Genomic DNA, 16164 nt, shown 5'->3' with positions numbered 1-16164 from the left:
ACTGACCATGAAAAAGAAAATGTCACGACGCCAATTCCTGAAGACCGGAGGGCTTGCTTTAGCAGCCATGACCATGCAGTCCTCTTCCATGTTTTCCGCGTCTTCAATCCCTAGTTTGAAATATGTTTCCTTGCGTCCGCCTAAGGAGAAGAGGCATTTTGTTTCCAAGGCTGTAGAAGCAACCATTGAAGAAACAAAGCAAAAGATAAAGGATGAAAAGCTGCGCTGGATGTTCGAGAACTGTTTTCCTAATACACTCGACACCACCGTCAGACACGGATTGAAAGATGGACGTCCCGATACTTTTGTTATCACAGGTGATATTGACGCTATGTGGCTACGTGACTCTTCTGCACAGGTATGGCCTTACCTGCCGTTGATGAAAGGCGATAGCGACCTTCAGTGGATGGTGGCAGGATTGGTCAACCGACAGGTGAAATGTATACTGACAGATCCCTACGCCAATGCTTTCAATGACGGTCCGTTGGGTAGTTATTGGGAAACGGATCACACACAGCACATGGTGAAAGAACTGCATGAGCGCAAGTGGGAAATAGACTCTCTATGCTATCCCATCCGTTTGGCATATCACTATTGGCAATTGACGGCCGATGTTTCAGTGTTTGATACGAACTGGCATGAAGCCATGAAGCTGGTAGTGCAAACCTTCAAGGAACAACAACGCAAGCAGGGCTTGGGACCCTATAGCTTTACCCGCGATTGTGACCGCCCCACTGATTCGCAGATAAATAATGGCTGGGGAGCACCTGTCAAGCCCGTCGGGCTCATCGTTTCTTCTTTCCGACCTTCGGACGATGCTACCCAATACGGTTTTCTGATACCGTCCAATATGTTTGCAGTTGTATCGTTGAGGCAGTTGGCGGAGATAGAGCACAAGGTATGCAAGAATGAAACCTTTGCCGAAGAATGCGCGGCGTTGGCCGACGAAGTGGATGCCGCCATTCGTAAATACGGAACTTTCAACCATCCCGTCTGCGGACGAATTTATGCCTTTGAAGTTGATGGATTCGGCAATGCGCTTTGCATGGACGATGCCAACGTTCCCAGTCTTCTGGCTGCTCCTTATCTCGGTTACTGCTCTATCAAGGATGCTATCTATCAGAATACCCGCAAAATGATCTGGAGTGATAACAATCCCTACTTTTTCAAAGGCAAGGCAGGTGAAGGAGTGGGAGGACCTCATGTAGGACTGAACTATATTTGGCCCATGAGCATCATAATAAAAGCTTTCACTACGGACGATCGCGAAGAAATCGCGGCTTGCTTGAGGCAGCTTCGTGACACGGACGGAGGAACTGGTTTTATGCATGAATCTTTTCATTCGGAGAATGCTTCGGATTTCACCCGTTCTTGGTTTGCATGGGTGAATACTTTGTTTGGAGAGCTTGTGCTCAGAACCATTCGTGAATTCCCTGATATTTTAACACAAAGATTATGAAGAAAGTATATTGGATAATTGCCGTTTTGTTAACACTGATTTCTTGTGGGGAGGGCTGTCATACTTCCATACAGGCTAATGGCATTATTCCCCTTCCCAATGAAATGGTTATGGGACGGGGAACCTATATTCTGCAAGGCGAAACGAGTGTGGCCATCTCAGAGGATGAAGCCTCACAGAAAGTCTTCCGCTACTTAGCTGATGCATTGAAGAACACTTCTGTCACCCTGAAGCGTGTGTCTCAAACAGAGCCGGGGGATATTTGTTTTCTGACAGACAGTTTATTGCCGGATGAGGCTTACACATTGGATGTTTCCTCCGGTGGCATAAAAATAAGTTCCAATGAAACTGCAGCAGGATTGTTTTATGCTATCCAGTCTCTGTTGCAACTTATGCCGGCGGAGATTTATAATGCCGGCAGGAAGTATGATGGAAAGATAGAAATACCAGCAGTCAACATGACAGATGTTCCCCGGTTTCCCCATCGCGGGGCCATGATGGACGTAGGCCGTAATTTTCAGCCTAAAGAAGAGGTGTTGAAGTTTCTCGACTTGATGGCCATGTATAAACTCAATAAGTTTCATTTTCATCTGACGGATGACCAGGGGTGGAGGATAGAGATTAAGAAATACCCCAGACTTATCGAAGTCGGCTCTCATCGCAACCAGACCCAAGTAGGGCATTGCGACTACTATTATCCGCGGCGTTTCGACGGAAAAGAACAAAGAGGGTTCTATACGCAAGAAGATATAAAAGAAATCGTGAAATATGCCTCCGACCGTTTTATTACCGTTATTCCTGAAATTGAAATGCCGGGACACGCTTCCGCTGCATTGGCGGCTTATCCGGAATTCTCTTGCGGATTGGGGAAAACGTACGTTGTACGCGATTATTTTGATGTCTTTGATGAAGTCTATTGCCCGAAAGAAAATACATTCACCTTTCTGGAAGATGTACTGACAGAGGTTATGCAACTGTTTCCCAGTCATTACATTCATATCGGTGGCGATGAGTGTCCGAAGAAAGCGTGGAAGAAATGCAGCCATTGCCAGGCATTGATGAAGCGTGAAGGACTGGAAGATGAAGAGGCTTTGCAGAGTTGGTTTATTCATCGGATGGAGCGATTCGTGAATAGTAAAGGGCGTGATATCATTGGCTGGGATGAGATTTTGGAAGGGGGGCTTGCCCCTAATGCTACGGTAATGTCGTGGCGTGGAGAAGAGGGAGGTATTGAAGCTGCCCGTCAGAAACACAAGGTTATTATGACTCCCGGAGATAGATGTTATTTTGACCATTATCAGGAAAGTCCGGAGTTTGCACCGTTGGCTATCGGCGGTTTTCTTCCATTGGACAGCGTGTATGCTTATGATCCGACTCCTGCCGTACTGACTTCCGAAGAGCAGTCTTACATCATAGGTACACAAGCTAATATCTGGGGAGAGTATATCCAGACCCCTGAATATTTTGAATACATGGCTTTCCCCCGCCTGTTGGCGATGTCTGAAGTGCAATGGACACAACCGGGAAATAAGAATTTCGATTCATTCCTCCGCAGGTTGGACAAAGAGTTCAGGCGACTGGATTTTTGTGGGGTAAATGCTTGCCGGAACTTTTATGAAGTGAACTTCACAGGAGCATGGAACGAGTCTCTCCAAACTTATGAAGTGACTATGAAGACATTCTGTCCCAATGCGGAGATATATTATGCAGTGAATGATTCTGTACTGTCTCCCTCCTCTTCCGGTTTTTACACGAAGCCCGTCGGTTTGTCCGCAGATGCTACTGTTTATGCGGTAGTATATAGAGATGGAAAACCATTGGGAAAGCCTGTTCATCAATCTTTTGTTGTAAACAAAGCTACCGGACGTCCCTATCAATGCAAGCCACTTCCGTCAGCAGAGAAAGTAAATGAGGGCATCGGCCTGACGGACGGGATTCGCGGTTATGCACGTGATTTGCGTCGTTGGGTCATCTTCAGGGGAGATACTGTTCGGGTGACAGTCGATCTTGGTAGGACTATGCCTGTAAGCAAAGTAGCTTTCGCTTCTTTGTGGCGTCCCTATGATATGCTTTGGCCGGTAAGCGAACTGCATATTTCCACTTCTGCGGACAACAAGGTGTTTACTTCTGCGCACAGTGGAAAGTTCACCTATGATTTCACGCCTACCGAAGGCACTTGTTTTCCGGCATCGCTCTCGTTTCCGGAGATAATGGCACGATATGTCTGCCTTGAATTTGTCTACGGCGGCCCGTGCCCGAAAGGTTACTATCACGAAGGACAGCCAAGCAGACTGGCTATTGATGAAATAGAATTAGATTGATCTTAAAAATATGTGTGTTATGAAAAAGAAAACTTCTTTTCTGTTTTTGTGGATGTGTACGTTTCTTCCTGTTCTGCTGTCGGCTCAAGCTCCGGGCCGGTTTGCTTTTAAAGACGGGAAATTTGTGATAGCACAGTTTACGGACTTACACTGGACACCGGAATCACCGAAATGTGCTGAAACTGCTGCCACTATCCGTGCTGTTCTGGCATCCGAACACCCCGATCTTGCCATATTGACCGGTGATGTGGTGACTGACGATCCAGCCCTTAAAGGCTGGGTGGATGTAGTCAATATCTTCAATGAAACCAAAACCCCCTTCGTTGTGACTATGGGCAACCATGATGCGGAGTATATGACACGGGACGATATTTATGATTTTCTTCTCAAGTCCCCTTATTATGTAGGAGCAAAAGGACCGGCGGATATTATGGGATGTGGCAATTGTGTCATTCCTGTTTATGGTTCGCAAAGGAAAGGAACGGTAGAAGCATTACTTTACTGTTTGGACTCCAATGATTATCAGCCGAATAAACTTTATGGTGCGTATGATTGGATTCATTTCAACCAGATTGAATGGTATCGCAGGCAGAGTGCAGGCTTCACTGTCGCTAACGGTGGAAAGCCTGTACCAGCACTGGCTTTTTTTCATATTCCGCTCATTGAGTATAACGAAATCAGAAGTGACGGAAAAACTTATGGAAACGATAAGGAAGGTGGAGTGGCCGCAGCGAACATTAATTCGGGTATGTTTTCTTCCTTTCTTGATATGAAAGATGTGATGGGAGTATTTGTGGGACATGATCATGACAATGACTTTCTTGGAATGGATAAGGGAATCGTACTGGGGTACGGACGGGTGACCGGTACGGATGCTTACGGCTCATTGACCAGAGGGGGCCGTATCATTAAACTGTATGAAGATCAGTTTAAATTTGATACATGGATAACTACACCTGCCGGACGCGAAGCTTCCTATTATTACCCGTCGGGCATGAATTCTGAAGAAGAACAGACTATGACTTACCTGCCGGGAGTGAAAACATCTTCCGGGAATCCCGGAGTGGCATATACTTACTACGAAGGAAAGTGCAAGCGTGTTGCTGATATAGATACTTGCAGTAAAGTAAAGTCAGGGGTAATGAGTAACTTCTCAATCAAAGAGGCTGCCGTTACCGATCACTTTGCTTATGATTTTCGTACATTGGTAAGAATCTCCGAAAGAGGTGTCTATCGTTTCTATACTTATTCCGACGATGGTTCCCAACTTTACATAGATGGTAAATTGATTGTTGATAATGACGGCGGACATAGTGCTCGCCGTGTTGAAGGAAAGGTAGCTCTTGAAAAAGGCTTTCATGAGTTACACTTGCTGTACTTTGAAGACTATATGGGGCAGGAACTGGAAGTAGGATATGCGGGCCGGAATGTTCCGGAAACTACCCTGCCGGACAGTATGCTGTTCTTACCCGATTGATTCACCGATAATACAGTTCATCATCCGGTGTTCTTTTCTGTATTCATTGGGAGAGACGTTTTTTAAAGCTTTGAATTGGCGGGACAAGTTCTTAAAATTACTGATTCCGACTTGTTCCGCCACGTCTGCGATAGGGGCATCGCTGGCCAGTAACATCTGCGCAAAACGCTCCATTCTAAGATTGAAGATGTATTTATGGATGGATTGTTTTGTAACTTGTTTAAAGCGGATTTCCAACAAACGGCGTGATAATGGTACTTGTCTGACAATATCCGATACAGTAATTTCAGAAGCCAGATTCTGATGAATATAGGTCAAGGCTGTGTGAATGTGTACATCAGTCGTCGCATAGAAATCTGTTGATTGCCTGTTTACAACATTTACCGGTTGTAACACTACGTCCCGACAGTCTCTTTCTTCATCATTTAATAAGCGATCTATCATTGCGGCAGCCTCGAATCCACCTCTTACGATGTTATGGTTGATGCTGGACAAAGGAGGTTCGGAGAGATTACATATGATGTCGTCATTGTCAACCCCTAATATCGCTATTTTGTCCGGCACTCTGATATTGTTCACACGACAGACTTCTGTGATGCGGTTTCCCTGATTATCATCACACGCCATGAGTGCTGTTGGTTTTGGCAACGATTTCAGCCATGTAAGCAAGGGGGGAGATTCATAAAACCATAAGTCATCCAATGATTGATCCTGATATACATGAAAGTTACTGCCGAAACCATGAGCAGATATACATTCGTAGAAACCTTCACAGCGTTCTTGTGACCATACGGCATCTCGATAACCATAGAACGCGAAATTCTGAAATCCTTTACTCAGAAAGAATTCTGCCGCCATTTTTCCTGTTGCGCGGTAATTGCCGGTGATATTAGGAATATTGTTGAACCTTGATTTGTAGTCTTGTGCTAAAGCAATTATACCATTCTCGCGAAATATATCTACATTATCATTATTGTCAAATCTTCCGATAATAGCATCTGCTTGCCAAGCCTTTGCCCATTTTAACACTCCTTTTATGCCATAGCTGTTCTTATAGGAAGGTGGCATCCGGCAAACTACCCATGGATCATGACTCTTTGAATAGGCGAGTATACCCTTTAGCAAATTATATGAAAAGGTTTCTGTGAAGTCGGTTAGTAATATCAGTCGAATCATGGTCGTCGGTTATATAAAGATGTTTATTTTGATTACACAAATATAAGATTTCTATTTTTATATTCCTAACAAATGTCTGATGTTTTATAATTAATAATCTACCGTTATGTATTCATCCTGTATGAAGGTTTTCTTCTGATAACTCTTTTTAGTGTCTAACTTTCCTTGCTTTTCGATATTCTTTTTTATATTTGCCTACGTTAATGAAGGAGATACGACGATTGAGAGATAAAATATTGATAGGATGCATATTGTGTCTGTTCTCTTTTATTCCAAAGGGGGCAGCCAATAATTATATAATGAATCCTTATACCCACCAGGAAATCTCTGCTGACTCCATCATAGAACGTGTGATGACTTTTGCACCTTTGTATGAAACAATCGTAAGCGATTATCGTGCGAACTTATATATAAAAGGTAAGATGGACATTCAGAAGAAGAATTTTATTCTCCGTTATGTACCTTCTATGTTTCGTTTGCAAAAGGGTGTTCGCGAATATCTGCTTGAAACATACAGTGACCTTCATTATACGGCTCCCAATATTTACGATCAGAAAGTAAAGGCCTCGCAGGGAACTGTGAGAGGAAACAGGGGATTGCCGGGTTTGCTTGAATACTTTAATGTAAATATCTACTCTTCGTCTCTGTTGAATGATGAACGCTTATTATCACCACTGGCTAAAAACGGACAGAAATATTATAAATACCGGATAGACAGCGTGATGGGAGATCCTAACAATCTGGATTATCGGATACGTTTTATTCCCCGTACCAAGAGTGACCAGTTGGTGGGTGGATATATGGTGGTCAGTAGTAACGTTTGGAGTGTTCGTGAAATTCGTTTTTCGGGAAGATCGGAACTGATAACATTTACCTGTTGGATTAAGATGGGGGATGTAGGTAAGAAAAATGAATTCCTGCCGGTGCGCTATGACGTAGAAGCTCTTTTTAAATTTCTCGGAAATAAGGTGGATGGTAATTATACCGCTTCTTTAGACTATAAATCCATCGAACTGAAAGAAAAAAAAGTACGCAAGAAAGAGAAAAGAAAATATAATCTTTCGGAATCTTTCTCTTTACAGTGTGATACGAATGCATATAAGACGGATGCTTCTACTTTTGCTATCATGCGGCCGATCCCTTTGGATGAAAGTGAGAAAAAACTATACCATGACTATACCCTTAGACGTGACACGACTACGGTACAAAAGCAATCCAAGAGTCAGGCCTTTTGGGGAACGATGGGTGATTTGATGGTAGAAGATTATAAATTCAATTTGTCCAATATCGGAAGCGTACGGTTCTCTCCGTTTATCAATCCGCTCTTATTCAGTTATAGTGGAAGCAACGGTTTGTCCTATCGACAGGACTTCCGTTATAACCGTCTTTTCAGAGGGGATAAATTACTTCGCATTGTGCCTAAGCTCGGATATAACTTTACGCGTAAGGAATTCTACTGGTCACTGAATGCCGACTTTGAATACTGGCCGCAGAAACGGGGATTCTTCCGGTTGAATGTGGGTAACGGTAACCGTATTTATAGTAGTAAAGTGTTGGACGAACTGAAAGCTATGCCAGACAGTATCTTTAATTTCGATTTAATTCATCTCGATTATTTCAAGGACTTGTATTTCAATTTCCGACATACCGTTGAAGTAGTCAACGGACTGGATATCGGTCTGGGGTTCTCCGCCCATAAAAGAACAGCGGTAGAGCCTTCACGTTTTGTAATCACCGGTGACTATCCGATGCCGCCCCCGGAATTTATGGATAAATTCAAGAACACTTATATCAGTTTCGCTCCCCGCATCCGGATAGAGTGGACTCCGGGACTCTATTATTATATGAACGGAAAACGAAAGATTAACCTTCATTCTTTATATCCGACTTTCTCGGTTGATTATGAACGGGGTATTAAAGGAGTGTTCAAGAGTACGGGCGAATATGAAAGAATAGAGTTTGACCTTCAACATCAAATCCGGATGGGATTGATGCGTAACATTTATTATCGTTTCGGATTCGGAGCATTCACCAATCAGGATGAGTTGTATTTTGTGGACTTTGCCAATTTTTCCCGCCATAATCTTCCCGTAGGCTGGAATGATGAAATCGGCGGAGTATTTCAGGTGCTTGACTCACGTTGGTATAACTCCTCCCGCCGTTATGTACGGGGGCATTTCACCTACGAAGCTCCGTTCCTCATTCTTAGGCATCTGATGAAGTACACCCGTTATGTGCAGAATGAACGTATTTATATCAGTGCCCTCTCTATGCCGCACCTTCAACCTTATCTGGAAGTAGGATATGGCATCGGTACGCATATTTTTGACGTAGGAGTTTTTGTGAGCAGCGAAAACTGGAAATTCGGGGGGATAGGCTGTAAGTTCACGTTTGAGTTGTTCAACCGATAGTTTTCTTTGTTCCGGTTGTTTTATCGAAAGATTTTACTTATCTTTGTATAAGAGAGGATGAGGACCGAATTTAGCATCAAAGAGGTGTAGTCGCCTTGTAAGCACAGGTATTTTCCTAGAAAATAAATTCTAAGGTATAAATACCTAAATTTATTTTAGTAAATAACTCATCCTCTCTTCTCTTTTTTTATATGCATATACAAAATGGACGGAATTTTAATAACGATCATTGTTATTACCGCTTTCCTGGTTTATAAGATGATTTCCTCAAGCAGGAAACAGGAGGGGTATAAAAGATGGAAAGCAACAAGCAGTGGTAAGGAAGAAAAGACTACTAAGGTAAAATGGGAACACGGAGCCTGGCTTAGGCATGCTTTGGGGGGAACTGTTCCGAGAGCGCAGTATGTTCAAAAGTTTGATGAATCGGCTGTTGTCTGGTGCGCCAACCTGTTGGGGGTGGAAACGGTGCGGTTGAAGGAAATATTACGGGATGTTTCCGAACATTACCGGGAGTTCTGGATGAGAAAAAGAAAGGGAGGTTATCGGATGATTTCTGCTCCTGACAAAGAATTGCAATCTATTCAAACCACTATTAATTCTCGAATATTATCATCTGTGACACTGATTCATCCGGCAGCAGTAGGCTTCCGGAACGGTCATTCTGTGGTTGATAATGCCAGTCCTCATTTGGGAAAACGGTATGTGTTGAAAATGGATATTCATGATTTTTTCTTTTCGATACGGAGCCGGAGGGTAAAAAAGACATTTGAGAAGATCGGTTATCCGGAAAATGTGTCTAAAGTATTGGGAACATTGTGTTGTTTACACAGACACTTGCCGCAGGGAGCGCCTACAAGTCCGTCGTTGAGCAATATCGTCGGGTATGAGATGGATAGGAAATTAGCGGCACTGGCAGCGGAATACGGACTGGCTTACACCCGTTATGCCGATGACCTGACTTTTTCGGGAGATGTGTTTCCCAAAGAACAAATCATTCCTCGAATCAAACAAATTATCCGCGATGAGAAATTCGAACCGAATCATAAGAAGACCCGTTTTATCAATGAGTATGGCAGGAAGATTATTACAGGAGTATCTGTCTCTTCCGGTGCGAAACTGACAATCCCTAAAGCCAGAAAGAGAGAAATCCGGAAGAATGTCTATTTTATCCTGACGAAAGGTTTGGCGGAACATCAGCGCCGGATTGGCTCGAGTGATCCTGTCTATCTGAAACGGCTGATTGGAGAACTTTGTTATTGGCGGTCAATAGAACCGGACAATGCGTATGTATCCGATTCTATTAACCGTTTGAGATGTTTGGAGAAAGGGTATTAATCTAATTGGCAATCGTTACCCGTTCATTTTCTATCTTGGCGTAATTTCTTTTCACAGCTTCGCGAATACCTCTTTGCATGGCAGCGTCTATGTTCGATCCCATACGGGCAAAGCCGAACAGTTGCGCGCATGCTTTTATCAAATCTGCTGCAGGCAGGCTGATGGAGTCGGTCAATAGTTGCCGGATGGCATTGGCTATCTCTTCAGGTGGTATGTCTGTCGCTTCCCGGTCGGAAACCGGGCGATAGACTGAATAGGAAGCGCATTGTTCTTTGTCGTTCCAGCAGAAAACAAGTCCTTCGTATTCTGTGCGATAGATATTCAATGTGTCGAGTGCTGTTTCTATCTGTGCTTCTACCCGTGTTCCCAAGCGGCTGATTCCCCATTCGGACAGGATTTTCTTACAGAGCAGGGATTTACTGATTGGCGCCTCGCTTTCCATAATCTTCCGTATTTGGGAGAGGAGGATAGAGTAACTGTCCGTAAAGAAAAAGTCTTCCGGCGAATAACTGTATGGGGTAATCTTTGCAAACTTGTACTTTTGCTCTATCCGGTTTTGCGTAGAAAGAACGGAAGCTGTTTGCTTTTCAGGAGTAGCAGGCGATGCCTTGAGCACGAATGAATGTTCATTGTTGGTTATTTGTGCAGCCGGTGCAGGTTCTGCCACTTCTGTCGGAGCAGAGCCGGTTCCGGCTGCTGTCATTGAGCCGACTTTTGAACTCTTTTTCCGGGCGATAGCCTCTTGGATAGTTGCCATTACTTCGTCCGGCTTTTCCCACCAGTCCATTGTCCATATCCGGTAGATGTCCCATCCGAGTGCTTTCAATACATTATTCTGCACAATTTCCCGGTCACGTGCGGTCTTGGTGCGTTTGTAGTTTTTGCCGTCACAGATAATACCTAACTGATAGTTAGAGGTGTTTTCGGTGTCGACGATACCTATATCTATCTTGTATCCGGAGCAACCGATGTCTGTATGCACGGTGTAACCCAGTGAGCGCAGTCTGTCGGCAATGATCGTTTCGATGGAGACTGTTGCTTCCGACTGTTGTCTTGTCACGCTGTTGATGGTGTTTCGGGTTCCCTTCTCCGCATATTCGAGGAAACGTTTTAGTCCGGCTACTCCGATGGAAGAAGTACGGTTCAGGTCGATCATATCCGACCTTAGGGTGGAATAGATAATCATCTCATACCGGGCACGGGAAACGGCTACATTCAATCTTCTTTCACCGCCTGCCCGGTTCAGGGGCCCGAAATTCATGCTGACGCGCCCTTCTGCATCCGGACCATAGCCCACAGAGAAGAGAATGACATCGCGTTCGTCTCCCTGCACATTCTCCAGGTTTTTGATAAATAACGGTTCGTCGCATTCCAACGCCAGAGTTTCCAGTTCGGGGTAAAAGATAAAGAGGTCGGATAATAAGTCTTCTATCAAGGCTTGTTGGACAATGCTGAAAGTGACTACACCGATACTTTTCTTTCTTAATTCCTCGCTTCTCAATCTTCTGGCTATTTCGTCCACCACTGCTTGAGCTTCCGCCCGGTTCTGGCGCGACTTGCCTTTATCATAGTAACCGTTGATGTTGACTATCCTGACTTTCGATTCGATGTTGTCCGGCGAGGGGAAAGTCATCAGTTTGTTATCGTAATATTCGGAGTTGCTGAAAGCGATGAGGCTCTCGTGCTTGCTCCGGTAGTGCCATAATAAATATTTGGAAGGAATAGAGAGGGCGAGACAGTCGTCAAGGATACTCTCCAAATCTTCCATTTCAATGTTGTCTTCATCAATGGTGTTGACCGAGAAGAAACTCGTAGGAGGCATTTGTTTCGGGTCGCCTACAATAATGACGTTTTTACCCCGGGCAATGGCGCCCACCGCTTCATAAGTAGGCATCTGTGAAGCTTCATCAAAGACTATCAAATCAAATTTATCAGCGTCCGTGTCGATGAATTGAGCGACGGAAAGAGGACTCATCAGCATACACGGGCACATGCGTGACAACAAAGTGGGAATCTGGTCGAACAGCTTACGAATGGATATGCCGCGGGCATTGTTGCGGATATTCTTTTGAAGGATACCCACTTCTGAACTTTGGATGGCTTCTTGAGTGAAAGACGGAATATTGGAGGCCAACCGGGCATACAATTCTCTTTGGGTCGTTTCTTCGAATTTGGCGGATATTTGTTTGTATTTAGCAATGATGTCATTGAATATCTTACCGTTGAATAATTCCAGAGTCGGTTCTTTGTCGATGATATACCGGATAGCCGCCTGATAGAAACTCTTGCGGAAGCTGTCTGTAAGTTGGCCGGTAGGAATATTCTTTTCTTTATATTCCGTCGCAATAAATCCAATTCCCAGACTATGCAGGGTTTGGTAGGCTTGTAGCCACTGATACCAGTCTTTGAGCTTGTCGAGGTTCTCTTTCCAGGTCAGGGATTTAGACAAGGCAATCGTTATCCAGTCGGCTGAATCGGTATAAAGTTCTTCAGTCGAGATACCCAGCATGCCGGACAGTTTCTTTTCGGTGGTTGTGAGTGTATCTGCGAGTTGATACAGTTCATTGAAGGAATGGGCATGAATGTCTCTGAATGTTTGAATTCCTTCAGTGAGTTGTGCGGACAAATTCTGCTTGATTTGCGAAACTTTGGCAATGTCTTTTGCGTAGTTCAACAAATGCGAATGAAGGGAAGTCATGTCGTCGATTATCTGTTCAATGGTGTTCCAATCCTCGTTCTTGCCGGGTCGTCCGAATAGGGAGGGAAGTTGTCCGGTGTATTTCTGAACGGCTTCGGTTTCTTCCTGATACCTGATAATGCGGTGAAGCAGAGCTTTGATGTCTTCTGTTTCAATCGTTTTTAAAGCATATATGTTGATTGCTTTTTTGATTTTCCGCAGCCCGAAATATCTGGGAAGGAACCACTGGGCGGATACCCGGTTCCATTCGGCTAACATCTGCTTTGCGTTGATGGACAGGATTTCTTGGGTGAATCCGGTTTCTATCTCTTTCCTTTGTTCATCCCGTTTCCGTCCGTGAACCACTACTTCCCGGTATTCATTCAGTGTTTCGTTGAGCAATGGCAGAGTCAGCAATCCGGGAGTCAGTTCCGGAATGTCGAGTATTTTTCGGATGATGTGGACAATCGTCCGGAAATCCTTGCGTGTAGGGCGTATATCCGTATCTTTTAGAAGTACGGAGAATACATCCAGCTTCTGCCGGATGGTGGTTAACAAGTCGACAAATCCGGTGAGCAGTTGGGAGGACTCCTCTTTAACGGCTGATGAATATTCGGTAATCGAGATGCCCGTTAATGGATGCTGATAAGGATGTCCGCACGCATTGGCCGTCCGGACTAACAGCTCGATGGCATCTTCCCATTGGGCAAATGTTTCTTTATCTAATGTATCCAGATAAACTTGTGGAATATCAAAACAAGATTCGACATCCACGGATTGATAATGAATAATGGCGTCGTATAATGAAACTCCGAACGGGTATTCTTTATGTAGGGCTTCGATATATTGATTCAATTCCGCCCGTAAATTCAGCAGGCGTTCCGCTTCCTTTCTGAATTCTTCGGGAGGTGTCTGCCTGATAATTTCCGTAGTTTCTTTCAGTTGCGAGATAACGGCGGATTTCTTTGTCTTGTTGGAATGAATCTCCAAGCAGAACGGAGCCAGGCCGATAGCCGCCAGTCTGTTTTGTACAACGGAGAGGGCAGCCATCTTTTCCGCAACAAATAAGACGCGTTTTCCTTTGTAAAGCGCATTGGCAATGATATTGGTAATCGTTTGCGATTTTCCTGTTCCCGGAGGGCCGTGCAGGATGAAAGTCTTGTCATGTACGGCTTCGTAGATGGCTTCCAGTTGTGAGGAATCGGCGATGATGGGTAATACAATGTCTGTGGGCGACAGTTGCTTATCCATATCCGTTGCATCTATTTCCTCTGTGGCGGCTTCCCATTCTATCTTTCCGTTGATGAGGCTGGACACAATCTTGTTCTGAACCAGTTTGTTGGCGTTGTTGTGGATGTCGTTCCACATGATGAATTTGTTGAAAGAGAAAATACCCAGAATCGCTTGCTCTTCCACGTCCCATTTGCGCTGGTTCTTGATGCTGTTGCGAATGATGGAATAAATCAGTTTGACATTTACACCACTTCCGTCGGTAGGCAGCGGGTCTAACCCTGATAGGGCGATTCCGAAATTTTGGCGGAGCATTTCCAATAAGGTGATGTTCATCATCGTTTCTTCCTCCCGAGAACGGATAACATAACCTTTGGCTGCCGATTTACGGATGATTTCAACCGGCAACAGCAGGATGGGAGCGTAGCGGGGGCGTTCGCTGGAGGGGGTCTCGTACCATTTTAAAAGTCCGAGAGCCAGATAGAGCGTGTTGGCTCCATTCTCTTCAATAGAGGTACGCGAAGACCGGTATAGATGGGTCAGTGCTTTGCCTAAATCGTTTTCGGATAGATAGAAACGTAGTCTTTTCTGTGAAAGTTCAGAGTTGACGAAACCAACTACAGGATCAGATTCCGGTATGGAGGAATAAATCCCGAAGTCCATTGCCGGACTCTCCCAATCGGCAGGACGGTGAAGGATGCGAAATTCTTCTCCGTCGGCCAATGCATCTTCCAGGCAGGATAGATTAGCCGGGATGAGTTGGAGCGTGTTTTTGGTGATCCGGATATTCAGCAGATTGTTGCGTAGACTTAAATCCAGCAACCGTCTTTCCCATAACAGTTGTTTGGTAATTACGGTCTGGGTTTCATTGCCTGACAAATCATACGGATTGATACTTTGCGGAGTGGCATGAACGGCACTTTTTGGAATGTCGGTCTCCTTTTTTTCTACTTCCCATACCTGCCCGTGCAGAATGCGTTGGGGGATGGGGCGGATGCCTGAATGTCTCGCTCTTTTCACATCTATGGCAAGAATGAAACTGTTTCCATCCGTCAGCTTTCCGTTCGCTTGCTTCACTGCATCGTCGAAATCGGACGAATGTCCCATGTTCATGCAGGTCGTTTCGACTAACGTTATGTCGTAGATTCCTTCGGCAGTCCGTTTGGTCAATAGGGAAACATCGTCAATGGTTGGGTCCGGAAAAGTCTCCGGCACTAGCCAGGCTCCCGCAAAAGCATGCCCTTGAGTGATGATGATGAGTGCATTCAGTCCGATTGCCTCCAGGCAGGAAGCATAGAGCAAGGCCATATCCAGACAGGTTCCCAGTTTCTGTGCCATCACGGAGTTGGCTAGCCGGACACGCTGGCCATATTCCTCGAAGCTGGCGGGGATGGTACTGTATATAATCTGTTGTTCCGTGATAGCCGTGTAGATGGCGGCCATCTGTTTCCTTACCCGGTCCGGAGTACGGCTTTGATATTCGTCGAGGGACGGATTATCAGTCCATTGCCCCAGGATGGAAGCGGCTCTCTTGATGATCGGCAGAATGGCTGTATGATTGGGGGTGATGAAAGCGGCCAGCATTTCGGGCAATACATTGATTCCTCCCCATTGGTCGTATGCCAGAATGTCGATAGGGTAGGTTTGGCTGAATACGGAAACTGCTTCGGAAGTAATTTCAATTTTCAGATTGCCGGATAAACGTTCGGTCAGCTGTGTGAAATAGTTGGCAGACAAAGTGAGGTTGAATGATGACAGGCAGATCGAACTGTTTGCCGGAATCTGTTCCACAGCTATCGGAACGGCGTTTCCGAAAGTCGGCTCTGTTGTGATTTGTACCTGAATGTCCTTCAGTGGGGCAGGTGTCGTATTCTCAATAGAAAGCTGATGAATGACCGATGCACCGTTTTGTTGTATCGCAAAATTAATAAGCGGTAAATAGTCGCATTGCACCTTGACTTTGTCCAATCTCTCGTCCATGGCAAAAACTGTATAAATTAAAGATTGCAATATTACAAAAAATACGGATATAATTCTCTTTTCTTCTGCCATTCTTTTGTCAATCAAGAAAATATTTC

General features: G+C 44.8%; 7 protein-coding genes. 5 read left to right on the top strand and 2 right to left on the bottom strand.

Annotated features, from left to right (window positions below):
- Positions 1-7 precede the first annotated feature (7 nt).
- The 3 genes from I2I13_RS00325 to I2I13_RS00315 are packed head-to-tail and all read left to right on the top strand — an operon-like array spanning position 8 to position 5257.
- Positions 8-1459 carry a glycoside hydrolase family 125 protein gene (locus tag I2I13_RS00325; RefSeq protein WP_195648438.1) on the top strand — a complete coding sequence of 484 codons (1452 nt, stop codon included), beginning with the start codon at positions 8-10 and terminating at the stop codon, positions 1457-1459.
- Complete coding sequence (locus tag I2I13_RS00320; protein WP_195648437.1) at positions 1456-3780, top strand: beta-N-acetylhexosaminidase; 2325 nt, start codon at positions 1456-1458, stop codon at positions 3778-3780. The genes I2I13_RS00325 and I2I13_RS00320 overlap by 4 nt, the downstream gene beginning before the upstream one ends.
- 19 nt (positions 3781-3799) lie before the next feature.
- Positions 3800-5257 carry a PA14 domain-containing protein gene (locus I2I13_RS00315; protein WP_195648436.1) on the top strand — a complete coding sequence of 486 codons (1458 nt, stop codon included), beginning with the start codon at positions 3800-3802 and terminating at the stop codon, positions 5255-5257.
- On the opposite strand, the gene I2I13_RS00310 is transcribed toward I2I13_RS00315, so the two are convergent.
- The gene (locus tag I2I13_RS00310; RefSeq protein ID WP_148364377.1) at positions 5246-6433 is read right to left on the bottom strand and encodes a DNA-binding transcriptional regulator; all 1188 of its coding nucleotides are present in this window, start codon (positions 6431-6433) and stop codon (positions 5246-5248) included. The genes I2I13_RS00315 and I2I13_RS00310 overlap by 12 nt on opposite strands.
- Before the next feature lie 203 nt (positions 6434-6636).
- Between I2I13_RS00310 and I2I13_RS00305 the strand changes: the two genes are divergently transcribed.
- The gene (locus I2I13_RS00305) at positions 6637-8844 is read left to right on the top strand and encodes a DUF5686 family protein (protein ID WP_167511727.1); all 2208 of its coding nucleotides are present in this window, start codon (positions 6637-6639) and stop codon (positions 8842-8844) included.
- Between the two features lie 204 nt (positions 8845-9048).
- Positions 9049-10179 carry a retron St85 family RNA-directed DNA polymerase gene (locus I2I13_RS00300; RefSeq protein ID WP_148364378.1) on the top strand — a complete coding sequence of 377 codons (1131 nt, stop codon included), beginning with the start codon at positions 9049-9051 and terminating at the stop codon, positions 10177-10179.
- A gap of 1 nt (position 10180) precedes the next feature.
- On the opposite strand, the gene I2I13_RS00295 is transcribed toward I2I13_RS00300, so the two are convergent.
- Entirely contained in the window at positions 10181-16138 is a 5958-nt protein-coding gene (locus I2I13_RS00295) for a DUF3320 domain-containing protein (protein WP_195648435.1), read from the bottom strand.
- Between the last annotated feature and the right edge of the window lie 26 nt (positions 16139-16164).

Origin of the sequence: Bacteroides sp. D55t1_190419_B8, from assembly GCF_015558905.1 — a bacterium.
In the GTDB taxonomy this organism is placed as follows: Bacteria; Bacteroidota; Bacteroidia; order Bacteroidales; family Bacteroidaceae; genus Bacteroides; species Bacteroides vicugnae.
Note: the sequence above shows the minus strand (reverse complement) of the source record. Positions and strands in the feature narration are given on the sequence as shown.